At 44.2% G+C, this 24,847-nt stretch carries 19 protein-coding genes; 11 read left to right on the top strand and 8 right to left on the bottom strand.

Annotated elements, in window-relative coordinates; translation table 11 throughout:
- Window positions 1-112: 112 nt before the first annotated feature.
- Genes QZX97_RS03380 through QZX97_RS03355 form a run of 6 tightly spaced genes read right to left on the bottom strand, consistent with a single transcriptional unit; the run spans window position 113 to window position 5,095 of the window.
- Entirely contained in the window at window positions 113-1,366 is a 1,254-nt protein-coding gene (locus QZX97_RS03380) for a DUF2130 domain-containing protein (RefSeq protein ID WP_295653629.1), read from the bottom strand.
- 37 nt (window positions 1,367-1,403) lie between these two features.
- On the bottom strand, window positions 1,404-2,330 hold the full coding sequence (locus QZX97_RS03375) for a bifunctional riboflavin kinase/FAD synthetase (protein ID WP_295653627.1): 927 nt from the start codon (window positions 2,328-2,330) through the stop codon (window positions 1,404-1,406).
- 43 nt (window positions 2,331-2,373) lie between these two features.
- Window positions 2,374-3,099 (bottom strand): tRNA pseudouridine(55) synthase TruB, encoded by a 726-nt coding sequence (gene truB / locus QZX97_RS03370; protein ID WP_295653626.1) that lies wholly within the window; start codon window positions 3,097-3,099, stop codon window positions 2,374-2,376.
- A gap of 41 nt (window positions 3,100-3,140) precedes the next feature.
- Window positions 3,141-3,929, bottom strand: a complete 789-nt coding sequence (locus QZX97_RS03365) for an undecaprenyl-diphosphate phosphatase (RefSeq protein WP_295653624.1) — start codon at window positions 3,927-3,929, stop codon at window positions 3,141-3,143.
- Window positions 3,930-3,932: 3 nt separating this feature from the next.
- Window positions 3,933-4,217, bottom strand: a complete 285-nt coding sequence (locus QZX97_RS03360; protein ID WP_295653621.1) for a DUF3098 domain-containing protein — start codon at window positions 4,215-4,217, stop codon at window positions 3,933-3,935.
- Entirely contained in the window at window positions 4,217-5,095 is an 879-nt protein-coding gene (locus QZX97_RS03355) for a permease-like cell division protein FtsX (RefSeq protein WP_295653619.1), read from the bottom strand. Before QZX97_RS03355 ends, QZX97_RS03360 begins: the two co-directional genes overlap by 1 nt.
- Window positions 5,096-5,404: 309 nt before the next feature.
- Here QZX97_RS03355 and leuS point away from each other — a divergent pair, with 309 nt between their 5' ends.
- Window positions 5,405-8,215 carry a leucine--tRNA ligase gene (gene leuS / locus QZX97_RS03350; RefSeq protein WP_295653617.1) on the top strand — a complete coding sequence of 937 codons (2,811 nt, stop codon included), beginning with the start codon at window positions 5,405-5,407 and terminating at the stop codon, window positions 8,213-8,215.
- A 161-nt stretch (window positions 8,216-8,376) separates the two neighbouring features.
- Window positions 8,377-10,902 (top strand): outer membrane beta-barrel family protein, encoded by a 2,526-nt coding sequence (locus tag QZX97_RS03345; protein ID WP_295653615.1) that lies wholly within the window; start codon window positions 8,377-8,379, stop codon window positions 10,900-10,902.
- A gap of 139 nt (window positions 10,903-11,041) precedes the next feature.
- On the opposite strand, the gene uvrA is transcribed toward QZX97_RS03345, so the two are convergent.
- On the bottom strand, window positions 11,042-13,858 hold the full coding sequence (uvrA, locus tag QZX97_RS03340) for an excinuclease ABC subunit UvrA (RefSeq protein ID WP_295653613.1): 2,817 nt from the start codon (window positions 13,856-13,858) through the stop codon (window positions 11,042-11,044).
- A gap of 243 nt (window positions 13,859-14,101) precedes the next feature.
- Here uvrA and QZX97_RS03335 point away from each other — a divergent pair, with 243 nt between their 5' ends.
- The 7 genes from QZX97_RS03335 (at window position 14,102) to QZX97_RS03305 (ending at window position 21,478) form a co-directional block, all read left to right on the top strand.
- The gene (locus QZX97_RS03335) at window positions 14,102-14,686 is read left to right on the top strand and encodes a sigma-70 family RNA polymerase sigma factor (RefSeq protein ID WP_295653611.1); all 585 of its coding nucleotides are present in this window, start codon (window positions 14,102-14,104) and stop codon (window positions 14,684-14,686) included.
- Window positions 14,687-14,875: 189 nt separating this feature from the next.
- Window positions 14,876-15,250 (top strand): hypothetical protein, encoded by a 375-nt coding sequence (locus tag QZX97_RS03330; protein ID WP_295653610.1) that lies wholly within the window; start codon window positions 14,876-14,878, stop codon window positions 15,248-15,250.
- 36 nt (window positions 15,251-15,286) lie between these two features.
- Window positions 15,287-15,973 carry a hypothetical protein gene (locus QZX97_RS03325; protein WP_295653608.1) on the top strand — a complete coding sequence of 229 codons (687 nt, stop codon included), beginning with the start codon at window positions 15,287-15,289 and terminating at the stop codon, window positions 15,971-15,973.
- A 285-nt stretch (window positions 15,974-16,258) separates the two neighbouring features.
- Window positions 16,259-16,468 carry a hypothetical protein gene (locus QZX97_RS03320; protein WP_295653607.1) on the top strand — a complete coding sequence of 70 codons (210 nt, stop codon included), beginning with the start codon at window positions 16,259-16,261 and terminating at the stop codon, window positions 16,466-16,468.
- A gap of 40 nt (window positions 16,469-16,508) precedes the next feature.
- Window positions 16,509-17,258 (top strand): endonuclease III, encoded by a 750-nt coding sequence (gene nth / locus QZX97_RS03315; protein WP_295653606.1) that lies wholly within the window; start codon window positions 16,509-16,511, stop codon window positions 17,256-17,258.
- A gap of 518 nt (window positions 17,259-17,776) precedes the next feature.
- Window positions 17,777-18,784 carry a recombinase RecA gene (gene recA / locus QZX97_RS03310; RefSeq protein WP_295653605.1) on the top strand — a complete coding sequence of 336 codons (1,008 nt, stop codon included), beginning with the start codon at window positions 17,777-17,779 and terminating at the stop codon, window positions 18,782-18,784.
- A gap of 141 nt (window positions 18,785-18,925) precedes the next feature.
- Window positions 18,926-21,478, top strand: coding sequence for a PKD domain-containing protein (locus QZX97_RS03305; RefSeq protein ID WP_295653604.1), 2,553 nt, complete (start codon window positions 18,926-18,928; stop codon window positions 21,476-21,478).
- Here QZX97_RS03305 and QZX97_RS03300 read toward each other — a convergent pair.
- On the bottom strand, window positions 21,475-23,292 hold the full coding sequence (locus QZX97_RS03300) for a DNA mismatch repair protein MutS (protein WP_295653603.1): 1,818 nt from the start codon (window positions 23,290-23,292) through the stop codon (window positions 21,475-21,477). The genes QZX97_RS03305 and QZX97_RS03300 overlap by 4 nt on opposite strands.
- A gap of 71 nt (window positions 23,293-23,363) precedes the next feature.
- On the opposite strand from QZX97_RS03300, the gene rlmH reads away from it, so the two are divergent.
- Both rlmH and QZX97_RS03290 read left to right on the top strand, forming a co-directional pair.
- Entirely contained in the window at window positions 23,364-23,837 is a 474-nt protein-coding gene (gene rlmH, locus QZX97_RS03295) for a 23S rRNA (pseudouridine(1915)-N(3))-methyltransferase RlmH (RefSeq protein WP_295653601.1), read from the top strand.
- Between the two features lie 23 nt (window positions 23,838-23,860).
- The gene (locus tag QZX97_RS03290) at window positions 23,861-24,817 is read left to right on the top strand and encodes a cation diffusion facilitator family transporter (RefSeq protein WP_295653600.1); all 957 of its coding nucleotides are present in this window, start codon (window positions 23,861-23,863) and stop codon (window positions 24,815-24,817) included.
- Window positions 24,818-24,847 lie beyond the last annotated feature (30 nt).

Raw genomic sequence — 24,847 nt, 5'->3', positions numbered from 1 at the left:
GTGTTAAAGTTTCAACAAAAAACGGCAGTTATTAACATATGCGCAAAGCGCATGGAGCAGAGCGCATAGTGTTTCTCTGTTTTACGCTTTGCTCCATGCGCCTTGCGCTTTGCTATTCCAGCAAAAGCGGGTCGCTATCGTCTTCGGTGAGGCTTAATTGTATGGCATCGCTGCCCGCAATGCCATCAACCGAACCGCGGATATGCGTGGCGTTGAGCAGTACTTTGTCAAGCTGTTTTTCACGGGCTTTCCACAGACGTTCCATGGTTTCTCGTTCTTTAAGGATAGACATGCGCATATCCATAAAGCCTTCGCGGATGGCTTTCCACTGGGCGGCAAACTCCGATCCCGTAAGGTAATCGTACAGCAGGTGCATTTTATCGCCCTTGTTTTCCTGCGATTTGGTGGCATTATACAGGCGCAAAATACCATCGCGCAAAACATAGGCTACGGCTTTAACCTCTTCGAACGAGCAAATCCACACGCCGTCTTTCTCGCCAAAACAATCCATTCCCTTGGGATAGCACTGGGTTACGATAACCGCGACATCCACACCAATATTGCGCATGTCCTTTTTCAACTTCTCGATCCATTCCATCGAAAAGGCTGTGGTGCGTTTACTTTCGTAGATAATTTTGCCGCACTCCTGCCCAAACTGGTTACGCACCACTTGTACACAATCGGCACCGCGTACGCCTTTGCCTACTTCGCTAATCACATCAAACGGGAAACTGCTGCGCAGCAGGTCTTCCAGTATCAGTTCCTGCACTTCGCCTTGTAACTGCATGGAGCCCTGCTCGGCTTTGCGTTTCATTTCTTCAACCAGCTTATTCTGATCTTCTATTTTCTTTTTGTACTCCATTATCAGTAACTGGTGCTCGGTATCTTTTACCAGGCTTTTTTCGGCTTCCTGCTTACGTATCTGTTCGGCGAGTTGGTCGCGTTGTTCCTGCAGTTTGCGCTGCAGCTGCAGTTCCATTTCTTCTTCCTTGTTTTTAAGCTCCTGCTCGCGCTTTAAAAATTCCAGCTCTTTTTGCCGCGATAGCTTGAGTTTTTCTTCGGCATCCTTACTGTTGTTCTCCAGCATTTTGAGCTGGTTCTCAAAATCGGCGGCTATGGTTTTACGCAGGTTTTCTTCGAGGCTTAGTTGGAGCGCCTTTTTTTCGTCGGCGAGTTTTTGTTCAAATGCCTGCAATTGTTGTTGCTCCTTTTTGCTGAACTCGTCGAGCTTGCGCATGTATTCGTCTTCCTTTTGTTTGGTGAAAGAAAGCATTTTTTCGCGCAGCTCTTTTTTATATTCCTCGGTCATGGCTTCCTCCAATGGGAAAACCGTACCGCAGCTTGGACACTTAACCTCTGTAGCCATAGTTCAATTTTGTAATGATGAAGATAGGATTTTTTATTTACGACAGCAATTTCAACACATCCAGCCTATCCTTTGCCAGTTGCAGTTTGAGTTCGTCCAGCGATTCGAATTTAAAGTCGCTGCGCACAAAATGGTGGAAATTGATGCGGATGGTTTGCTCGTAAATATCATGGTCGAAGTCAAAAATATTGACCTCGATATTGCGCGTCATCCCATTAATGGTTGGCCGGTGGCCGATGTATGCCATCCCCTGGTAAAGCTTATCGCCCACGTTTACCGTTACCGCGAAGATGCCGTCGGCAGGGATGAGTTTGTAGGTTTCGCCAACGAGGATATTTGCGGTTGGGTAACCAATCTGCCGGCCTATCTGGTCGCCGCGAATAACTTTGCCGCTGATAAAAAACGGATAGCCCAGATATTGGTTTGCGAGGGCAATTTGATCGCTTAATAAAGCTTCGCGTATTTTGGTGGAGCTTACGGCAACATCGTTAATGTCTTGCTCCGGTATTTCTATCACATCGTATTCAAACTCTTTACTCAGGCGCTGCAGATCTTCGAGGCCACCTTTACGGTCTTTGCCAAAACGGTGGTCATAGCCGATAACAATCTTTTTTACGCCGATACGCGCAACTAACACATCGTGGATATACTCCAATGCCGAAAGGTTACTAAAATCGCGGGAGAAGGGCGTAACGATTAAATGATCAATACCGAGACCCTCAAGTAATTGAGCTTTCTCATCGATGGTGGTGATGAGTTTGATATCCTGATCTTCGGGGTGCAATATCATGCGCGGGTGCGGGAAGAAAGTGAGGATAACCGTTTCGCCGCCGGTTTGCTTCGCCAGCTCGCACAGGGTAGCTATAATTTTGCGGTGGCCAATGTGTACGCCATCAAATGTACCAATGGTAACTACGGCATTTTTTACCGGTTTAAAATCGTTAATATTATGGTATATCTTCATGATGGTACAACGTGGCGAACCCGCTTATGGTTGCAAAATTAGCTTATTTTAGTTCTTCGGGTTGTGTTTTTTGTTCGCGGATATGGTTTACCAGTTCCAACACCTCAAACGCGTCATCCAGCTTAAAATTGCCGCTGCGGGTACGGCAAAGTTTTGATAAATAAGCCCCGTTATTTAGCGCCTTACCAAAATCGCTTACCAGAGAGCGGATGTAGGTGCCTTTGCTGCATACCACCCTAAAATCAACTTCGGGCAGGGCAATGCGGGTAATTTCGAAAGCGCTGACTGTTACAAAACGAGTGCGCAGCTCCACTTCTTCGCCACGGCGGGCTTTTTCGTACAGACGTTCGCCATTTATTTTGACGGCTGAATGCGCAGGTGGATATTGCTGTATATCGCCGGTAAATTGGGCTGTGGCCGCGTATACTTGTTCTTCGGTAATGTTGCTGATATCGAAAGTGGCATCAGCATCGGTTTCCATATCGTATGATGGCGTCGATTCACCTAACACCATTGTACCGGTATATTCTTTTTCTTCGGCCTGGAAAGTGTCAATCTGTTTGGTGAGTTTGCCTGTGCAGATGATGAGCAGGCCTGTAGCCAACGGATCTAACGTGCCTGCATGGCCCACTTTTAGTTTGAGCGGTTTTAGCGAGTTGCGTATTTTGCCCACCACGTCGAAACTGGTCCAGTTATAGGGCTTGTTAATGAGCAGCAATTCGCCTTCAGCAAAGTTAAAGGGACGGAATTTTGAGACAGGAGTATCCAAACAGATTTAAATAAAATGCAAAGATACTTAGAAAACGCTTGTTACGAAATGAACTTGGTGAGGCAAAGCACGATCACTATTATCCCTGCCAATATCCTATAGTAACCAAACAGTTTAAAGCCTTTCTTCTCCAAAAAGGTAATAAAGCTTTTGATGGCCAACATGGCTACGATAAAAGCGATGATATTACCGATGATCAAAAACTTTGCCTGGTCGCCGGTAAATAATTGCGTATGCGTTTTGTGGAAATCCCAAAGGTCTTTTACGGTAGCGCCAAACATGGTTGGTACTGCTAAAAAGAATGAAAATTCGGCGGCAGCTGTACGGCTCAATTTTTGGCTCATACCACCAACAATACTTGCGGCCGAACGCGAGATACCTGGTATAACCGCCAAACATTGAAACATACCTACTTTTAAAGCGGTTGCATAATTGATGTTTTCTTCTTTTTCGATGGTAGGTTTATTGAACCATTCATCGACAAACAACAGGATTATACCACCGACTAAAAACGAAATACCAACCACAAGCGGGTTTTCAAGCAACATGTCGATTTTCTTTTTAAAAAGTACACCGACAATAACCGCAGGTATTACACCGACTACCAGTTTATAATAAAAGTCAATCGATTTGAAAAAACGCTTGAAATACAATACCACTACCGAAAGTATAGCGCCTAACTGGATGACTACTTCGAAGAGTTTTACAAACTCATCTTTCTCGATACCCATCAGCGAGCTGGCAATAATCATGTGGCCGGTTGAAGATATGGGCAAAAATTCGGTAATGCCTTCTATGATGGCGAGGATAATAACCTGTAAAAAGTTCATGTTTTATTTGCTTTTAGATTTTTTGAATATCGCGATGAAACCTATGGCAAAACCACTTAATACTACCAACGGGGCCAATACTATTTTACGCCACTCGTAAATGTCGGTGGTGCCGCTCATCAGCGCAAAGCCGAAAAAGATTACCGCGATGGCTACCAGTGTTAACTGGTAATTTTGCTTACCGAACACAAACTGGATAGGCGTGTGGGTGATTTTTGCTTGGGTTGCTTTAGCATCTGTTGTTTTAACAGGTTGCGCAACGATGGGTTTAACTGGTTTTTGTGCCATTATCTGTAAAGATCGTAAATTTTTAAACGTAAGAATTTGTTTACCGCTAAATAGGTGCTAAAGCCCGAAATAAATATGCCGATGCCGATGACACCTAAAAACACGATGCCGAACTCATAATAATTTTGCAGGATGATGAGATCGGGTATTTGCTGGTAGGCAAGGTATAACAGGCCCATCAGCAACATAATGGCGATGAGCGCGCCCAGCAAACCATGCCATATACCATACAGCAAAAACGGTTTGCGGATAAAGCCTTTGGTAGCGCCAACCAATTGCATGGATTTGATGAGAAACCTTTGCGAATAAATGGCCAGGCGTATAGTATTATTAATGAGCGCAAGCGACACCACCAAAAATATGATGGTAAAGCCTAATATAATGATGCTGATGGTCGCTATACGGTCGTTCATGAGGTTGACGAGCGATTGCTGGTAGATAACCTCTTTAACCAGCGGGTTTTTTATCAGCTTAGCTTTAAATTGGGTGATGCTGGCATTGTTGGCATAATCGGCCTTGAGGTACACATCGATAGATGAGAGTAAGGGGTTATATCCCAAAAACTTTACAAAATCTTCGCCCAGGTCTTTTTGAAGGTTACGGGCGGCCAGTTCTTTACTGACATATTGGGTTTGTTTTACTTCGGGTTCGCTATCCAGTTGTTTTTGCAGTTGCAGTACATCGGTTTCGCGGGCGGCATCGTTAACTATGATATTGAGTACAATGTTCTCTTTAACGTAACGCGACAGATTATTAAAATGTACCAGGATGAGGCCTAACAACCCAAGCATGAGCAACACCAGCGCAATACCAAATACCGTTGATATGTAAATGGACTTCGTTTTTTTTGCCGATACGCTTGGTTCAAATTCTTCCATGGATGCCTGTTAGTGCTGCGAAATTAAAAAACCCCGGCATAAAGGTAAAATATAATTCTGTTTAAATTATATGGCATCAAAAGGATAGCGTTGTTTTTAACATAAATTAACTTGGGTTGGTTGATTGGTGAACAGCTAAAACTCTTTGATGTGATGCTGGCTATCCGGCTATTTGATTGTTAGGTCATTTGCATATCCGCACATTTACTCATTTGCACATAAATAGCCACATCTTCCATCTTAGGTCTTCCATCTTCCATAAATCCTGTGGATTTTATTATTTTCGCAGCTTATACGGAATAAAGCGAAATGGATTATCAATTTAAAGATATAGAGAAAAAGTGGCAGGCGTTTTGGGCGGCTAACCAAACTTTTAAGGCCGACAATGAGTCGTCCAAACCCAAGTACTACGTGCTGGATATGTTCCCCTACCCTTCGGGCGCAGGGCTGCACGTAGGTCACCCGCTTGGTTATATCGCTTCGGATATCTTTTCGCGCTATAAACGCTTAAAGGGCTTTAACGTATTACACCCTATGGGTTACGATTCGTTTGGTTTACCTGCCGAGCAGTACGCTATACAAACGGGGCAACACCCGGCAATCACTACCGAAGAAAATATTGCCACCTACCGCCGCCAGTTGGACCAGATCGGCTTTTCGTTCGACTGGAGCCGCGAGGTTCGCACCAGTTCGCCGGGATATTACAAGTGGACGCAGTGGATCTTTATGCAGTTGTTCAACAGTTGGTACAATAAAGATGCGGACAAGGCGGAATCTATCGATGTCCTCGTAAAGAAATTTGAAAGCAATGGCTCAGCAGGTATTGATGCCGTTTGCGATGATGATACCCTGAGTTTTACCGCCGCTGAATGGAAGGCGATGAGCCACGATGAGCGACAATCCGAATTGTTAAAATACCGCCTTACTTACCTGCGCGAAAGTACCGTGAACTGGTGCGCCGCTTTAGGTACTGTATTAGCTAATGATGAAGTGAAAGATGGCTTTAGCGAGCGCGGCGGCTACCCCGTTGAACAAAAGAAAATGATGCAATGGAGCATGCGCATTACCGCTTATGCCGAGCGCCTGCTGCAAGGCCTGGATAAAATTGACTGGCCCGACCCGCTGAAAGAAATGCAGCGTAACTGGATTGGGAAGAGTATTGGCGCGATGGTGAAGTTCCCATTAGAATCAAGAGTCAAGAATCAAGAGTCAGGAGCGGAAATTTCTTATTTAGAGGTATTTACCACAAGGGTTGATACCATCTTCGGCGTATCGTACATGGTGATAGCGCCTGAGCATGAACTGGTGCAGGCCTTGACTACGCCCGAACATAAGGCAGGTATTGATGCCTGCATTGCCCAAACCAAAAAGAAAAGCGAGTTGGACCGCATGGCCGATACCAAAACCATTAGCGGTGCTTTTACGGGAAGTTATGTTGTGAACCCGTTGAACGGTGATAAAGTGCAGGTTTGGATAGCCGATTATGTGCTGGCCGGATATGGTACAGGCTGCGTGATGGGCGTACCATCGGGCGATCAGCGCGATTATTTATTTGCCAAGCATTTTAATTTGCCCATTATCCCCATCATCGACATACAGAACATCGAAACCGAGGCCGACCCTACCAAAGAAGGGAAATACATCAACTCCGGTTTTATTAACGGCATGGGGTATAAAGAGGCCACTGCGGCCGTTATTGCTAAATTAGAAAGCATGGGCATGGGCAGCGGTAAAATAAACTACCGCATGCGCGATGCTATTTTTGGCCGCCAGCGCTACTGGGGCGAGCCGGTGCCCGTTTATTTTAAGGACGGGTTGCCTTATTTGATTAAAGAAGAAGAATTGCCTTTGGTATTGCCCGAGGTGGATAAATATTTACCTACCGAAAGCGGTGAGCCGCCTTTGGCAAGGGCCGAAGGCTGGAGGTACTCCGCGGACGCCGCCTATGAACTAAGCACCATGCCGGGTTGGGCAGGTAGCAGTTGGTACTGGTACCGCTATATGGATGCACAAAACGATACAGCGTTTGCATCCGAAAAGGCGATAGCTTATTGGAAAGATGTTGACCTGTACATCGGCGGGAGCGAACATGCTACCGGGCACTTGTTGTACAGCCGTTTTTGGAACAAGTTTTTGAAGGACATGGGTTTGGTGGTGGAAGAAGAGCCTTTCAAAAAACTCATTAACCAAGGGATGATTCAGGGGCGAAGCAACTTTGTTTACAGAGTGAGCGATGCTGAGGGTCGTGGAACGAATATGTTTGTTTCGCATGGATTGAAAGCGCAATATCATACTACTCCGATACATGTGGATGTGAACATTGTAGAGAATGATATTCTCGATATTGCGAAATTCAAAAAATGGCGCGATGATTTTGCCGATGCCGAGTTTATCCTCGAAAACGGTAAATACATTTGCGGTGTCGAAGTCGAAAAGATGTCGAAATCCAAGTACAACGTGGTTAACCCGGACGACATTATTGAACGCTATGGTGCCGATACGCTGCGCATGTATGAGATGTTTTTAGGCCCGCTGGAGCAAAGCAAACCCTGGAATACCAATGGCATTGAAGGTGTGTTCAAATTTTTGCGCAAGTTTTGGCGTTTGTTCCATAATGATGCATGGGAGTTCAGTGTTTCTGATAATGAGCCGTCGAGAGCTGAATTGAAATCGCTGCATAAAATCATTTTGAAAGTACAGGAGGATATTGAGCGCTTTTCATTCAATACGTCGGTTTCGAGCTTTATGATAGCGGTAAATGAACTTACTGATCTAAAATGTAACAAGCGACAAATATTGCAGGATATGGTGATTATCCTGTCGCCCTACGCGCCGCATATTTGCGAGGAGTTATGGGTATTATTAGGTAATGCACCGGGCACTTTATCCTACGCAACTTATCCTAAATTTAACCCCGAGTATTTGGTGGAGAATGAGTTTTCGTACCCGATTTCGATCAATGGTAAAACTAAAACCAATATCAATTTTTCGCTGAGTTTGGATGACAAGGAAATCGAAGATCAGATCGTTGCGCACGCCGAACTGCAAAAATACCTTGAGGGGAAGGCCATCAAGAAGGTAATTGTAGTAAAGGGACGCATCATCAATATTGTGATTTAAAACAAATTCGTCAGCATAGTTTTTACAAATGCCCGCGGTAAGCGGGCTTTTTTTTTGTAACATATTTAACAGAATAGGCTATTGTCGTAAATATTTACAATGTACAGGTTATTGGCTGTAACAATTCGCTTATTTTTGCCTCCAATTACAAAAAGAATAAAATGAAACGTTTTTATATACTGATAAGCATACTATTTTTCGCGTTGACCACTAAAGCCCAGCTTGGAGGCGGGTCGGACGTTGTGGGCAGGATACAGGGCGTGGTACTCGATTCCATCACCAAAAAACCTTTAGATTATGCCACGATAGCGCTATTCAGGAGTGGTGGCAAAGTACCATTGAACGGTATTTTAACCGACGAAAAAGGTGTTTTTAAACTAAACAATGTAAAGATAGGCAAGTACAAAGTGGTGATTACTTTTATAGGCTATCCATCAAAAACAGTTGACCCGGTGGTTACCACACAATCGAAGCCCGATTTTAACATGGGGACTATTTTCGTTGCGCCATCGGGCAAAACACTAAAGGCGGTTGAAATTGTGGGTACAGGCCCTATTATCGAAACCAAAATTGACAAGATTGTTTTTAACGCCGAAAAGGACATTACTTCGACAGGCGGAAACGCATCGGATGTGTTGCGCAAAGTACCTTTGGTATCGGTGGACATTAACGGCAATGTTGCCTTGCGCGGCGACCAGAACGTAAAGGTGCTGATCAACGGCAAACCATCAGGCGCTATGGCTAACAATCTGGCCGATGTATTAAAATCTATCCCTGCCGACCAGATCAAAACCGTGGAAGTAATTACTTCGCCATCGGCAAAATATGACGCGGAAGGCTCAGCAGGTATCATCAACATCGTAACCAAACAAAGCAATATTTCGGGCATCAGCGGTTCGGTAAGTGGTGGTGTAGGTACACGCCAAAACAATGGCAACGCCAATTTAAATATCAACCAAAACCGTTTAAGTATAACCGGCAATTTTGGCGGTAACTTTACCTGGCCGCAAACCAGTACCACCAATTCGGGAACTACTTATGATGCGAATGACTATATCAGCACCCCGGTAAGTACAAACCGCATTACCAGGTATGGTTATAGGGGTTCGGGTTCGTTAAGCTACGATTTTAACAGCTTTAACAGTTTTAACTCTAATATCGCCTTGAACCAGGGTGGTTTTAAGGCAGTTGGCGGTGGTACCACAACTGCAGATTTTGCCAATAACATCTTTTCGTACAGTAATAGTGCCGACAGCCATACTACATTCGGTGGTTTTGACTGGAATAATGATTATGTGCATAAATTTAAAAAAGACGGCCATCAGATAGATATCGCGGGTGAATGGAGCCATGGTATTACTGACTTTAACTCGACATCGCTGTATACCACTAACGCGTATGAGACTAACTCTTTAGGTGCCGATCTGATGTCGGTTGACAATGGTGTTAACAATGAATACACCCTGCAGGCCGATTACACCTTACCGGTAAATGATAAATTTAAGATCGAGTCGGGAGGTAAAACTATTATCCGCCGTATAAGCAGCGTATTTGATAATTATAACGGACTGTCGAACGGTGCCGACTTAACTCCACCAAGCGCGTTTACCCATAACGATACGACATCGAACAAATACGACTACAACCAGAATGTTTACGCCGCTTACACGGTGTTAACTTTTACTTTGCCTAAAGCCTATGCATTGCAGTTAGGCGCACGTGTAGAGAATACGCAAATCAATGGCGCACCTACATCGGCTATACAAAGTATACCTCCTTTCAGCAACAGCTATACCACTTTTATACCTACAATGGCTGTATCAAAAACCATAGGCAACCAAACCTTTAAGTTGACTTATACCAAACGCATCCAAAGGCCAAGTTTAACTTATTTGAACCCGTTTGTAAATGAAAGTAACGGCACTTCAGAATCGAAGGGTAACCCGCAACTGCAACCCGAGATATCGCAATATGCAGAGTTGAACTATTCTACTTTTATTGGTGCATCTGTCATCAACATATCGACGTATTATAAATATACCAACAACCTGATAGAGGGTATCTTATATCCTATTACGGTTAACAACAAACCAGCTACCCTTACACTTTATCAAAATGTGGGATCGAACAGCTCGTGGGGTGCAAGCTTTTTTGGGTCGATAAACCCGATTAAAATATTGACCATTCGCGGTAGCATCAACGCCTATACATACGACCCGACCCCGAACGGCGTGTTCTTTAGCTACCAAACCGATAACAACACCTATATTTCATACAATGCGTTTTTAAGCGGTTCGGTCAGTTTAAAGAATGGTTTTTCGGCCGAATCGTTTGTGATATTGAACTCACCTAAACACAGTATACAGGGTGTTACACCATCATTCAGCTTGTGGATTGTTGGTTTAAAGAAAGAGTTTTGGAACAAACAAGCCAGTTTGGGGTTGAACACTTTCGATCCGTTTACCGAGAACAAAGCGTTTAACAGCACCATTCAAGCAACCGCTAATGGTAAACCATTTACCCAATACAGCTATACCGAGTTCCCGTTCCGTTCGTTTGGTATATCGTTTAGCTACCACTTTGGTAAGGTTAAATTTGCCGACCCGAACGACCCGACACAACAAAAGAAAAAGGGTGTTAACAATGATGATTTGAAATCGGGCGATTCGACTGGGCCTGGGAAGTAAATATCTATTAAAATGCAGCGTGATAAATAGTTCGCGACATAGCAAGTGGGGTGCCGAAACAAGTTCGGCATGACCTGCGAGATTTTAACAAAAAACGCCCCGTTAAACAGGGCGTTTTTTTTGTTTTGGTTTTGGTTTTTTATTTAAAGCGTTCTTTTAAATACTTACCGGTATACGAGTTTTTCTCTTTGATGAGGTCTTCAGGCAGGCCTTCAAAAATCACTTTGCCGCCGTTGTTGCCGCCTTCGGGGCCGATGTCGATTACCCAGTCGGCACATTTTATGACGTCCATATTGTGTTCGATAACGATGATGGTATTGCCATGTGCCAACAAGGCATCGAATGATTTGAGCAGCTTTTTAATATCGTGGAAATGAAGGCCGGTGGTTGGCTCATCAAATATGAACAGGGTTTTGTTGGCGTTGTTGCCCTTTACCAGGAAGGATGCCAGCTTGATACGCTGCGCCTCGCCGCCCGACAATGTGTTTGACGATTGACCTAAATGCACATAGCCCAAGCCCACATCAACCAATGGTTTTATTTTGGCGATAATTTTGGGTTCTTTGGCAAAAAACTCCAAAGCCTCGTCGATGGTGAGGTTCAGTATATCGTCAACGTTCTTTTCGTTATAGGTTACATCAAGGATGTGTTGTTTAAAGCGCTTGCCTCCACAGGTTTCGCAGGTAAGGAAGATATCGGCCATAAACTGCATCTCTATCTTCACCTCGCCCTCTCCCTGGCAGGTATCGCAGCGGCCGCCCTCTACGTTGAACGAGAACACCGATGGCTTTAAACCGGCAGCTTTTGCGGCGGGCTGGTTGGCCAGCAGGTTACGGATTTCGTCCCAGGCTTTTACATAGGTTACCGGGTTTGAGCGCGATGAACGCCCGATTGGGTTTTGGTCAACCAGTTCGACCTGTTCGATGCGTTTGTAGTCGCCATCAATGCTATCGTAAGCGCCCGTTTGCTCGCCATTATAGCTGCCCAATACCTTTTGAAGTGCCGGTGCCAAAATGCGCTTAACGAGGCTGGTTTTGCCCGAGCCGGAAACGCCCGTTACTACGGTCAGTATCCCGATAGGGAATTTGGCGTTTACGTTTTGCAGGTTGTTTTCGCGGGCACCACGTATTTCGATAGCGTCGGTCCATTTGCGGCGGTGGGCCGGGATGGCTATCTCTTCCCTGCCGCTCAGGTATTTGCCGGTGAGGCTGTGTGCGTCTTTAATAATTTCATCAAAGGTGCCGGTAAATATCAGTTCGCCGCCGTGGGTACCGGCCTCGGGGCCGATATCGATGAGATGGTCGGCAGCCTGCATGATTTCTTCTTCATGCTCTACGATGATGACGGTATTGCCCACATCCCGTAAGGAACGCAGCACACCAATCAGTTTTTGGGTATCGCGGGGGTGCAGGCCAATGCTGGGTTCGTCCAATACGTAAATTGAACCTACCAAACTACTGCCCAATGATGTTGCCAGGTTAATACGCTGCGACTCACCTCCCGACAAGGTATTGGATAACCTGTTGAGCGTTAAATAACCCAAACCTACGTCATTTAAAAAGTTGAGGCGGTTGATGATCTCGATAAGTAAGCGTTTGGCAATGGTTTCGTCGTGCTCGTTCAGCTTCAGGTCGCTGAAAAACTCATAGGCTTTATCCAGCGGCATCAGCACAATATCGGTGATGGACTTACCGTCAATCTTTACGTACGATGCATCCATGCGCAGGCGGCTGCCTTTGCAATCGGGGCAGTTGGTTTTGCCGCGGTAGCGCGACAGGATGACACGGTATTGTATTTTATAGGTTTGCGCCTCCAGTTCTTTAAAAAACTCGTCGAGGCCGCGGAAGTACTTGTTACCCGTCCATAACAGTTTTTGCTGTTTTTCGGTAAGTTGATTGTACTGGCGATGTATCGGAAAATCGAACTTTAAGGATTCTTTGATGAGTTGGTCGTTCCATTCGCGCAGTTTTTCGCCGCGCCATGGGGCAATGGCGCCTTCGTAAATGGTTTTGCTTTTATCGGGTATCACCAGGTCTTCGTCGATACCAATCACCTTTCCATAACCCTCGCAGCGTTTGCAAGCCCCGTAAGGGTTGTTAAAGCTGAAAAAGTTGGGCGATGGCTCTTCAAATTTGATATCGTCCAACTCAAACCTGTCGCAAAAGAATTTTTCAAGGTCGGTACCGCCTTCACTTTGGTAGCGCACATAGCAATCGCCTTTACCTTCAAAAAAAGCGGTTTGCGCCGAATCGGCGGCGCGGCTCAAGGTTTCGTCCTCGTTATTTTTGGTGATACGGTCGATCACGATGCGTATCTGCCCCTCGCCCTCCAGCGATGCTGCACTGATGGACATATCTTCCAACAAATCTTCGATTTTGGAGAGTTTGCCCAGGTATTCTACGCGTACAAAGCCTTTTTGCATCAAAACCGCCAACTCTTCTTTTAAACTGCGGTTGTTATGCGGGTGCAATGGCCCCAATATGGTAACGGTGGTATCGTCGGGCAGGGAGGCTATGAAATTGACCACATCGGTAACGGTATCTTTTTTTACCACATTGCCCGATACCGGCGATATGGTTTTGCCGATGCGCGAGAACAGCAGTTTGAGGTAATCGTATATCTCGGTAGAGGTGCCCACGGTTGAACGCGGGTTGGAGGTGATGACCTTTTGCTCAATGGCGATGGCCGGAGCTATACCTTTAATATAATCGACATCGGGCTTGTTCATCCTACCCAAAAACTGGCGCGCGTAGGATGAAAGGCTTTCCACATAGCGTCGCTGGCCTTCGGCGTATAAGGTGTCGAACGCGAGTGATGATTTACCCGAGCCCGACATACCTGTAATAACAACCAACTTGTTTTTGGGGATGGCAACATCCATATTTTTTAAATTATGAACCCTTGCCCCTTTTATAATGATATTTTTTTGCGGATCTTTCTCTGTTTCCTTATTCATCTAAATGTAAAAAACTCCTTATATTTGTTTTTAGAACAACATTATCCGTAAATTGTATAACGATTTAAAAAACACCGTTAACTGACCCGCAAAAATCAGAATATTACACTTAATTTTTGCTATTTGCAGAAATTATTGTTTCATTTGAAAATCAAACTTTTTGTCATCTAAATAATCCAACTATAGAAGCAACTCTACTTTATTTATAATCGTATCTTATTTAAAGATTTAAGTAGCAATACTATGGATTTTCAATCGAAAAGTGACCAGGATCTTATCCATCTATACATCACAGGCACCGAAGCCGGTCTGTCTGAATTGATACGCCGCTATCAGGGTAAAATATACACCTCCATTTACTTACTGGTAAAAGATGAAGAACTTGCCGAAGATATCTTTCAGGATACTTTTATCAAGGTGATACATACTTTAAAGGCCGGCAGGTATAACGAAGAAGGTAAATTTTTACCATGGGTGATACGTATTGCGCATAATTTAGTGATTGACCATTTCCGCAAGGAAAAACGTACCCCAGTAATTAATAATGGCGACGACTTTGATATTTTTGAAGTGCTGGGCCGTTATGACGAAAGTACCGAAGACCGCCTGGTTCGCGAGCAGACTTATAAGGATTTGAAAACCCTGATACACTTGCTGCCATCGGAACAGAAAGAGGTGCTGATTATGCGCCACTACGGCGACCTGAGTTTTAAGGAAATAGCCGATATTACCGATGTAAGCATCAACACCGCGCTGGGCCGCATGCGTTACGCGCTGAACAACCTGCGCAAAATGATGCTGAGTAAAGAGATGAGTTTGAAGGGGTAAGAAAAGCCTGTTTATAGATATTTGAACGCCGGATATTAAATTGTCCGGCGTTTTTTGTTTAAAAGCTTTTAACCACAGAGGGCACGGAGAGGGGAAGCGCAGAGGGGCGCGGAGATATTATATAATCTTTGAGTCCTTATTTCCATGCAGGGTTGGTGATACAATCTAAATAATTTCTATTTTTATTCTATGAAAATATTATCAGTGATAATTTTATCAGCCCTATTTATTTCTTGTGGTAATTCAAATCAACCAATTAATTGGCCAGTTCATGTGGCTAAGGATGATCTACAAGCATATGATATAAAATATCATGGCCATTTATTCGACAATGGCCTTACCATAACAGCCACTATAGTGAATAAAAGTAATTCCATTAATTACAAGGATGTAAAGTTAGTTGTAAAATATTACTCAAAAACCAATACAGTAATGGCGAGTAATTATTATACAGTTTACGAATACTTAAATGCCGGGCATTTGTTGAAAGTTAATCTTAAAGGTACAGGGTATCAAAGTTTGGGCAACTTATCCGTGGGTGTAATTGATGCAACAAGATATTAAACCATATCCTATTAAAGTAAATTAAAAGTGAGAAAAATGAAAAAATTATTAATTCTTTCCTGCCTTATTCTAATGGGACAAACCGTAAACGCTCGAAGTTCAAACTTTAGCATTAATTTTAATATTCAAAAAAAATCAAACATTGTTTCTGCTTACATTGAAAACTCCAATGTTTTTGTAAGCTATGCTGATAAATCAATAAAGCAATTGACATTTAATAGTTCTGACTCATCTCCAATAATTCTAAGAAATGAAAATGCAGTACTTTTTGTAAGAAATGCAGGTGGTGATGCTAATAATCCAAAAGTTAAAAAAATAATGAAAGTAAATTGTGGTTCTCTTATTGAAACAACAATTACAGAGAAAAAGCCATACCAAGATGGGTTGGCTTTTACATACTATATTTTAGGCATTCAAAACCTAACCCTTTCTTTAGATGAACAACAGGTTTATTTTACTACAGAGTGCTATGCTACGGGTAATGAACTGGTAAAAGTCGACTTAGCTACTGGCAAATGGAGTAAAATATTTCCTGCTGATAAATTCGAACTTATAAAAAGAGGTTCCTATAAAGGTCTATTCTTAATAGGTAGAAATGAGATTAAAGGGGCTGGTGGCAGATTTACTTACTATTATCTGGTCAATGAAAAAAATGAAGCTTTGAAGGAATTTGACTCAGAGAGTAGTTATAATCTTTTCAAAAATAACTTCATCAATAATTAAATCCCAGCGCAGGGTCCTTTTCAAGAGAATCTACGGGGACATCAATATTAAATTAATGTTATCGCTGTAATTAATTTTTCATCTAAGATGAAAAATTGTAAGCGTTTGCATAACAATGTGGTACAATAAGCGTTTGCATTGATATGCCTCTATTTAGCTGCAAAGGCACATTTTCGCTTCGCATTCCCCGTATAATGAACGAAGATGAAAAAAAGATGAAAAAAAGATGAAATTGTAAAATAATTCATCGTAGCTTTCGTTTAATTTCTAAAATTAACGAAGCGTATGATAGCAACCTTTACAAAAACCTCAACCATAACCACTAATGACACAGACATGGAACAGATGGGTTATGCAACAACAGCCTTGGGACCGGAAGAAGTAGCTTTCTATAATTCGCTCGTTACGGGGCTTAACAGTCTGCAACGGAATCCCAAAAAAGAAACGTTACAAAGCATATTGACTTACTCTGAAAATTACCCTTCGGAAAAATAATAGCATGGCCGCGCTTTAGCGGCTGTTGTTATATTTGCAAATGCTTAAAAAAGAACGTTACCAGCATTTTGTAGACTATTTCAGCAAGCACCAACCCGATGCAGTTACCGAACTGCATTATACCAACCCTTTTCAATTACTGGTGGCCGTTATCCTATCGGCACAATGTACCGATAAGCGCATCAACCAGGTTACCCCTGCCCTGTTCACCAAATTCCCGACACCCGAGTTGCTGGCCGCATCGGACGCGGATGAGGTTTTTGGCTACATCCGCAGTGTAAGTTATCCCAACAACAAAGCCAAACACCTGGTAGGCATGGCCAAAATGCTGGTTACCGATTTTGGCAGCCAGGTACCCAGCGATGTAAACGATTTGCAAAAACTGCCCGGTGTGGGCCGCAAAACCGCCAATGTGATAGCCAGCGTGGTTTACGATATGCCGGCCATAGCGGTAGATACACACGTATTCAGGGTATCCAACCGCATCGGGCTCACCACCAAGGCCACTACCCCATTGGCCGTAGAAAAACAATTGGTAAAATACCTGCCGCAGGAAACTTTAGCCATTGCCCACCACTGGCTGATATTACACGGTCGCTATACCTGTTTGGCGCGCAGCCCGAAATGTGAAGTTTGTCCGCTAACATGGTTTTGCAAGTATTATGAAATTACGCATACCGAGGCTTATTTGCAAAAAGCTGAGGCTGCCGTTAAACGCAAAGCCGACTTGGCCAAAAAGAAAAAGAAACTGGATGCGATTGGTAAGGAGTTGAAGAAAAGGGCGGTGTAGTTATTGGGTTATCAAGGCTGATTTTCGTATATTTGTATTGCTGGATTTCACCGATTTATTTTGGTTGATTTCACCGATTTGTTATTTGAAAGAATACCCATAAATGCCCATAGGCGGTGATGGAAGATGTAAAATGGCATCCCGATGGCTATCGGGAGGAAGATGGAATAAATATTCTTTGAGAACACCCATATTTACCCATAGGCGGTGACGGAAGACGGAAGATGTAAAATGGAAGATGTTTTTTTATTGTACCCATATTTGCGGTTTGTGTTTATGAGTCGAGAAAGAAAATTCGAAATTGAAAATACCCATATTTACGCATGGGATTTTTTGTCATTGGGCATTGGTCATGGAGTCATTTTTTATTTGCATATGCGCACATTTGTAAATTCGCACATTGAAACGACACCCATATTTACCCATAGTTGAAGGCCAAAAAACAATAAAAAAATATTTTACCAAAAAAATTAGTAATTACCAATATTATTAGTAATTTTGTTTTATACAATTAGCATATGAGCAGCGTAGAAAAATTAAAAGCATTACAGCTTACCTTAGATAAGCTTGAAAAATCATACGGAAAAGGCACCATTATGAAGCTTGGCGATAGCGCCATTGAAGCTTTGGAAGTGATTTCGACCGGGTCGTTAGGATTGGATATTGCCCTGGGTGTTGGCGGTTTGCCAAAAGGTAGGGTGATTGAGATATACGGGCCTGAATCGTCGGGTAAAACCACCTTGGCCATACATGCCATTGCCGAATCGCAAAAACAAGGTGGTATTGCCGCCTTTATTGATGCGGAACATGCTTTTGATAAGTACTACGCCAAAAAGCTGGGTGTTGACGTAGAGAACCTGCTGATATCGCAACCGGACAATGGTGAACAAGCTTTGGAAATTGCCGATAACCTGATCCGCTCGGGCGCAATTGATATCATCGTGATCGACTCGGTTGCGGCATTGGTGCCAAAAAGCGAGATAGAAGGTGAAATGGGCGACTCGAAAATGGGCTTACAGGCCAGATTGATGTCGCAAGCCTTGCGTAAGCTAACCGGTACCATTAGCAAAACAGGTTGTTGCTGTATATTCATCAACCAATTACGTGAGAAGATCGGTGTGATGTTCGGTAACCCCGAAACCACTACCGGTGGTAACGCTTTGAAGTTTTATGCTTCGGTGCGTTTGGATATCCGCAGGGTATCGCAGATAAAAGACACTGAAGAGGTATCGGGCAACCGCGTAAAAGTGAAAATCGTTAAAAACAAAGTGGCCCCGCCATTCAGGATAGCCGAGTTTGACATCATGTTTGGCGAAGGCATATCAAAAGCAGGCGAGATCATCGACCTGGGTGTGGAGTATGATGTGATCAAAAAAGCAGGTTCATGGTTTAGCTATGGCGATACCCGCCTGGGCCAGGGCCGCGATGCCGTTAAACAATTGATACTGGACAACCCCGAGCTAATGGAAGAACTGGAAGCCAAGATAAAAGAGGTTGTTACCGGCGATAAGCTGGAAAAAGTGTAAGTTTTTAGTTAATAAACAATGTGTAGTCCTGCCTGTTGAAAAACGGCGGGACTTTGTTATGTTTGGGCATAAATTAACCGGGTTAAACATAAATCAGGCCTTTTTTCGTTAAAGGATATAAGCAAATAGACCATTGGCGCTTTGAGGACACTCTACCTATTACTTTTCGTCTTTATCTCGGGTGCGGTTTATGCGCAGGCACCTGCTAATGACAACCCCTCAAACGCTACACTGTTGCCCATTGTAAAATCATATTGTTCGACCGACGGGCAGTATACCAGCGTGGGCGCAACGCCATTTTTTTCGGGCGACCAGTTTAAGGATGTATGGTTCAAGTTTACAGCGGTGGCTTTTGACGTAAGCATTACCGCGACTGCGAACGGCACCAACCCGTTAAACTCGCCGGGAATTGACATTTACACCTATGATGCGAGTACCAACATCTATACCAATATTATAGGTTCTTCGGCAAATGGCAGCATTGTAACCACGTTTTACAAGGGCGGTCTGACTATAGGGCAAACCTATTATTTCAGGGTGTATGGGTTAAGTAATAACAATACCGGGACGTTTAAACTGTGTATCAACAACTATAACCCGGTGCTGCAGGTTGGCCAGGATTACGGAACAGCCTCAGTTTTGTGCGATAAATCGAGCTTTACACAGACCGGGGTTACCGGCGCGGGCTTAAATAACCGGGAAGCGGCGGGCACTTGTTTAGATTACAGCGGCGGCAACGGCCCTATTGAAGCTAACAGCGCCTGGTACAAATGGACGGCAGCTACAAGCGGTTCGCTAACTTATACCATCACCCCTACGGTTACTGCACCAATTGCCGACGATATCGACTGGGTATTATACGACCTTGGGCCTGCTGCCAACAATGCTACACCTGCTTCTCAATATGCCATACGCTGCGACGCCAGCCGAGGCGTGGATTGCACAGCACCGGACCCGATCTATTTTAAAACAGGGCTAAGGGACGGTGAAACCCATACCACAGAATACGGAGGATGTTCGCCTACCAACGATGGCTATGATACTACTGTAAATATGATAAAAGGGCATGTTTACGCCTTGCTCATCAATAATTTTTCGAACGGGAACAATGGGGTTACCATTGATTTTGGCGGCACGGGTACTTTTGTTGGGCCGACAGCGGCTTTGACGGTAACGGGCGGCACACCGTGCACTGCTGGGCAGGTATTTACCTTCACCAACCAGTCGACCAATTACACCAGCCTGAAATGGACCTTTGGTGAGGGCGCAACGCCACTAACCGCTACAGGTAACGGGCCTTTTGCGGTCACCTATTCCTCGGTAGGCCAAAAAACAGCGGTGTTGGAAGCCATAGGCGGGCAAGGCTGTACCATAGTAGCCGATACCACTTTTACCGTCGGACTAAAGCCACCCAAACCTGTTATCGACACCATCAACAAAGTTTATTGCTTATTGGATACGCTGACGTTGAGTACGCCATCGCAATTGAACTATACCTACCAATGGATAGGGCCAAATAATTTTTCGAGTACGGCTTCGACGGTAAAAGTGCCACTGACATCCTATAATATGGCGGGGACATACAGCTTACTTGCCACCCAATTTGGATGTACCAGTGATACCGCGTCTATCGCATTGGTGAATATAGGAACGAAGCCTGTGGATGATTTTACCATTACCGCCAACAGCCTGTGCACACCACAGCAGAATTTCACGATAGTGAATAACTCAACAAACTATACTTCGCTGCAATGGGATTATGGCGCAGGAGCAAACACGCCAACGGTAATCAACGGCAATACGGTGAACGTTACGTACAATACTTATGGGGTAAAAACTGTAACCCTTACTGCAACAGGGAGCAAGGGTTGTGTTACGGTGCTTTCGAAAACATTGACTAACCCCTTAAAGCCTCCGGTGCCTTTGATAAACGAAAGCCAGCCGCAGTATTGTGTAGGCGATTCGATCACATTAAGCACTGCCCCCCAATTGACGCCGACCACCTACACTTGGAACGGGCCAAATAATTTCAGTTCGACGGCTGCGGTAGCTAAGATAGCGGCCACGGGGCCGGCTGTTGCAGGCACCTATTCGCTGGTGATAACACAGGGCTTGTGCTCGAGCAATGCGGGTACGATAACCATCAATGCATCTGATATCATACCCAATCCGGTGGCTTCCTTTACGGCAATACCGACCATCCCGGGAACTGTATACTTCCCTAACGGCGTAGCCTTCGCCAATACGTCCTCCAATGCTGATACCTATTTATGGAATTTTGGCGATGGGACTACCTCAACCTTAGAAAACCCTATACATTATTATACCACCAAGGGAGATTACACTATTACGTTAACAGCTACCAATAAAGGCCTGTGCAGCAAAAGTGTTTCGGAAGGTAAACTGGCTGTTCGGTTTAACGTGTTTGTTTTTATCCCGAATACCTTTACGCCAAATGGCGATGGTATTAACGACAACTTTAAGGTGACCATGACCAACCTCAAAACCTACCATCTGCAAATATTCAACCGTTATGGTACACGGCTTTTCGACAGCACCAACGTAAGCAATTACTGGGCGGGGCTATACAATGGCTCGGCAGTGCCGGTAGGTACTTATTACTATGTGATAGACGCCGTTACGCTGAACGACGACCCGCTAAAAGAATCGGGTTCGGTTACGGTGATACGTTAAACGGCATCAACATCTATACCAATCTGCTTGAGCAACAACGAGGCGTTGAACGTTTTGCACTCGCCATGTTTTATCTTGTAATCGAATAGCATTTCGCCATCGATAACCTGAATGTCGAAATAGAAGTTGCGGATGTATCCGGGATGATCATCTTCGAGTCGGGCTATTTGCAGGTCGTGCGTGGCCACCAGGCCGACACCGTTCTTTTTTATGAGCCGCTCAATGACCGCTTTTGAGCCGCGGTATTTATCCACCGAATTGGTACCGCGCAGCATTTCGTCGATGAGGAAGAAAACTTTATCGCCATGTTCGACAGCATGCAGGAGCATTTGCAGACGGTCAAGTTCGGCTTTAAAAGTGGAAGTGCTTTCGTTCAGCGAATCTTTGATGCGCATATAGCTTATGATGGTAACCACCGAAACCGACATGCTTTTTGCACAGACCGGGGCACCACTTAATGCCAGCACCGTATTGATGCCCAGTGTGCGGAGGAAAGTACTCTTGCCGGCCATGTTGGAGCCTGTGATGATATCGATCTTCAGAGCATCGTTCAAATCATAGTCGTTAGCGACACGGATATTGCTGTTGATGAGCGGATGCGCGATGCTTTTTGCAGATAGCGTATAATTGTCGCCTTCGTCGATTTGGGGGAAGCACCATTCGGGATAATTGATATGCAGGCTTGCTAAAGCAAACAGGGCTTCAAATTCGGCGACGGTTTCAAAAGCTGTTTCCAAGCTCAGGTGGTTTTCGCGCTTCCAGTTTTCGATACCGATAACCTGTTTTACGTTCCACAAAAAGAGGAGGTTAACAATAGCGCCAACAAACACATTGAGCCTCACATCAAGGTTGGTTATCAAATTTGCAAGCGCTTTAATATTATTGGATACCGATCCGTTGTGCTGCTGCTTCACCTTATTGGCGATAGCCACATTGTATGCGGATGCAAAGGTTTCGTCCTCTATCATCTTGAAGACAGCGACATATTTACCCAGGGTTTTACCCATTTTACCTGCCAGTATATCGGCCTTTTTGACTTGCTCACTATAGTTGGAAGTGATGCGGCCATTCACCACCCCGATAAACGCAACGGCGTACATGGCATCATGATAAAAGTAAATGGAAGCTATGGTGAGCAACGAAATATAAGGTATCACTTTAACATAAACCGCCAATAGCTTTTCGTGCGGGATATCAATCGGCAAACGAAGGAAAGTAAACAGATGTTTAATATGATTGACGTCCAACTTTGTAGCAAACAGGATGGATGCCTGGAAATTCAGTTTCCAATCGTTTTTGCCGACCAGCTCTTTAACAGCCTCCTGCCTTTGTATAATACTTTCCTTTTTTGATGGCGCATTTAGCCAAGCAGCCAGTTTAAGTATACCCGGCGCTGTTGCTGACCGATTGATCAATTGGTACAATGAACCTTTACCAAAAATATCAAGATCGGAAGTGTAGTAATGCTTTTCATTATTAAACTGCTCGCCGGTATGATACATATTTAAACGGGAAGCCATACTATCCAACTCGTTTTGGCTAACGGTTTTAAGGTTCTGAAAAATCAATAATTGAGCCTCGTGAACATTCTGCTTGCGTACCATCCAGCCAAAGGCGACAATAAAAAGCAAAACCACAGCCGACAGCAAGACATAGTCGTTCGTAGTTGCTGCCACAACCACCATAAACACGAAGAACAAAAAAAGCCCTAATCGGGTAAGCGAGTAGGTATCCACAAGTTTTTTGTATTTATCGACCTGCTGCTGTGCCGATGCGACACGTTGATTGTATTGTTCTGCGATATTGTCTGTCATACTATTATTCTTACAACAAATTAAAGCGAAATTGGGCGCTTATCCTCAAATATTCGTTCTTTTGTTGCACAATGAAGATCACTTTACTTACTGTTGGCAAAACCGAAGATGCCTGGATAAAAGACGGCACGGACAAGTATTTAAAAAGGCTGAAGCATTATATCAAATTCGAGCTGACCGAGCTGACCGAATTGAAGAACACCAAAGCTTTAAGTCAAGACCAGCAAAAAGCCAAAGAAGCCGAACTCATTTTTAAAAACCTGGCTACAACCGACCATGTTGTTTTGTTGGACGAGAACGGCGCGGAACTTTCGTCGCAAAAGTTTGCCGATATGCTAAACAAGAAGATGCTGGCATCGGTACAAAACCTGGTGTTTATCATCGGCGGACCCTACGGTTTTGATGAGAGCATCTATCAACGCGCCAACGAAAAATTATCGCTTTCGCAGATGACGTTTTCGCACCAAATGGTGAGGGTATTTTTTGCCGAGCAGGTTTACCGGGCTTTAACCATATTAAAAGGCGAACCTTATCACCATCAGTAACAAAAAACGTATATTTGTTCTATATGTCAGGTCATAACCACAGTCATGGGCACAGTCATGACCACAGCCACGGCTTTGGTCACCATCACGACCATTCTCCTAAAATCGACAACATCAACACAGCATTTGTCATCGGCATCATCCTCAACTCTGCTTTCGTAGTTATCGAAGTGGTTACAGGTCTGATTACCGGCTCTTTATCATTGTTGACCGATGCCGGCCATAACCTCAGCGATGTGGCGGCGTTGGCTTTAGCCTTGTTGGCCTTTAAACTTACCAAAGTTGTATCGAACAGTAAATACACTTACGGTTATAAAAGCTCAACCATTATTGTTTCGTTGCTGAATGCTTTTGTGTTGATAGTAGGTATCGGGGTAATTGTATATGAAGCGATAATGCGTTTTATGCACCCGCAACCGTTGGAAGGCGGCACTATTGCGGCTGTCGCTTTTATCGGCATTGGGGTTAACGCGGTTACCGCCTGGTTGTTTACCCGGGGCGACAAAGCCAAGGACAAAGACCTGAACGTGCGAGGGGCTTACTTGCATATGGCTATTGATGCCATCGTATCGATGGGTGTGGTGGTTTCGGGCATTGTGATTTACTTTACCCATCTGTATTGGATAGATAGTGTGGTAAGCTTGATTATCGGCATTGTGATATTAGGCGGTACCTGGAACTTGTTGAAAGACAGCCTGCGCCTGGCTATGGACGGTGTGCCAAAAGAAATGGATTTGGGAAATATAAAGGCCGAATTGCTAAAAGTTAAAGGGGTTGTCGATGTGCACCACGTACACGTTTGGGCACTGAGTACTACCGAAAACGCATTAACGGCACATATTGTGATCAGTGAGAGCAGCCTGCCCGATTTTGACCATATTAAACATGAGTTGAGGCACACGCTGCAACATCTCGAAATAAACCACAGCACTTTTGAGCCTGAGTTCAGCACAGGCAAATGCATGCATTTAGCTTGTTAGCGAAATATTTCGTCGAAAGAAAAAGACCGG

The sequence above is a fragment of the uncultured Mucilaginibacter sp. genome (assembly GCF_903893715.1).
GTDB lineage: Bacteria > Bacteroidota > Bacteroidia > Sphingobacteriales > Sphingobacteriaceae > Mucilaginibacter.
This window is presented reverse-complemented; position numbering and strand designations above follow the sequence as displayed.

Bases quoted from the DNA above. Each gene is read 5' to 3' on its own strand.
- QZX97_RS03355 (WP_295653619.1), bottom strand. From the start codon at position 5,095: ATGGAAGAATTTGAACCAAGCGTATCGGCAAAAAAAACGAAGTCCATT.
- QZX97_RS03365 (WP_295653624.1), bottom strand. From the start codon at position 3,929: ATGAACTTTTTACAGGTTATTATCCTCGCCATCATAGAAGGCATTACC.
- QZX97_RS03290 (WP_295653600.1), top strand. From the start codon at position 23,861: ATGTCAGGTCATAACCACAGTCATGGGCACAGTCATGACCACAGCCAC.
- QZX97_RS03360 (WP_295653621.1), bottom strand. From the start codon at position 4,217: ATGGCACAAAAACCAGTTAAACCCATCGTTGCGCAACCTGTTAAAACA.
- nth (WP_295653606.1), top strand. From the start codon at position 16,509: ATGCTTAAAAAAGAACGTTACCAGCATTTTGTAGACTATTTCAGCAAG.
- QZX97_RS03380 (WP_295653629.1), bottom strand. From the start codon at position 1,366: ATGGCTACAGAGGTTAAGTGTCCAAGCTGCGGTACGGTTTTCCCATTG.
- QZX97_RS03330 (WP_295653610.1), top strand. From the start codon at position 14,876: ATGAAAATATTATCAGTGATAATTTTATCAGCCCTATTTATTTCTTGT.
- uvrA (WP_295653613.1), bottom strand. From the start codon at position 13,858: ATGAATAAGGAAACAGAGAAAGATCCGCAAAAAAATATCATTATAAAA.
- QZX97_RS03325 (WP_295653608.1), top strand. From the start codon at position 15,287: ATGAAAAAATTATTAATTCTTTCCTGCCTTATTCTAATGGGACAAACC.
- recA (WP_295653605.1), top strand. From the start codon at position 17,777: ATGAGCAGCGTAGAAAAATTAAAAGCATTACAGCTTACCTTAGATAAG.
- QZX97_RS03375 (WP_295653627.1), bottom strand. From the start codon at position 2,330: ATGAAGATATACCATAATATTAACGATTTTAAACCGGTAAAAAATGCC.
- QZX97_RS03320 (WP_295653607.1), top strand. From the start codon at position 16,259: ATGATAGCAACCTTTACAAAAACCTCAACCATAACCACTAATGACACA.
- QZX97_RS03300 (WP_295653603.1), bottom strand. From the start codon at position 23,292: ATGACAGACAATATCGCAGAACAATACAATCAACGTGTCGCATCGGCA.
- leuS (WP_295653617.1), top strand. From the start codon at position 5,405: ATGGATTATCAATTTAAAGATATAGAGAAAAAGTGGCAGGCGTTTTGG.
- QZX97_RS03335 (WP_295653611.1), top strand. From the start codon at position 14,102: ATGGATTTTCAATCGAAAAGTGACCAGGATCTTATCCATCTATACATC.
- QZX97_RS03345 (WP_295653615.1), top strand. From the start codon at position 8,377: ATGAAACGTTTTTATATACTGATAAGCATACTATTTTTCGCGTTGACC.
- rlmH (WP_295653601.1), top strand. From the start codon at position 23,364: ATGAAGATCACTTTACTTACTGTTGGCAAAACCGAAGATGCCTGGATA.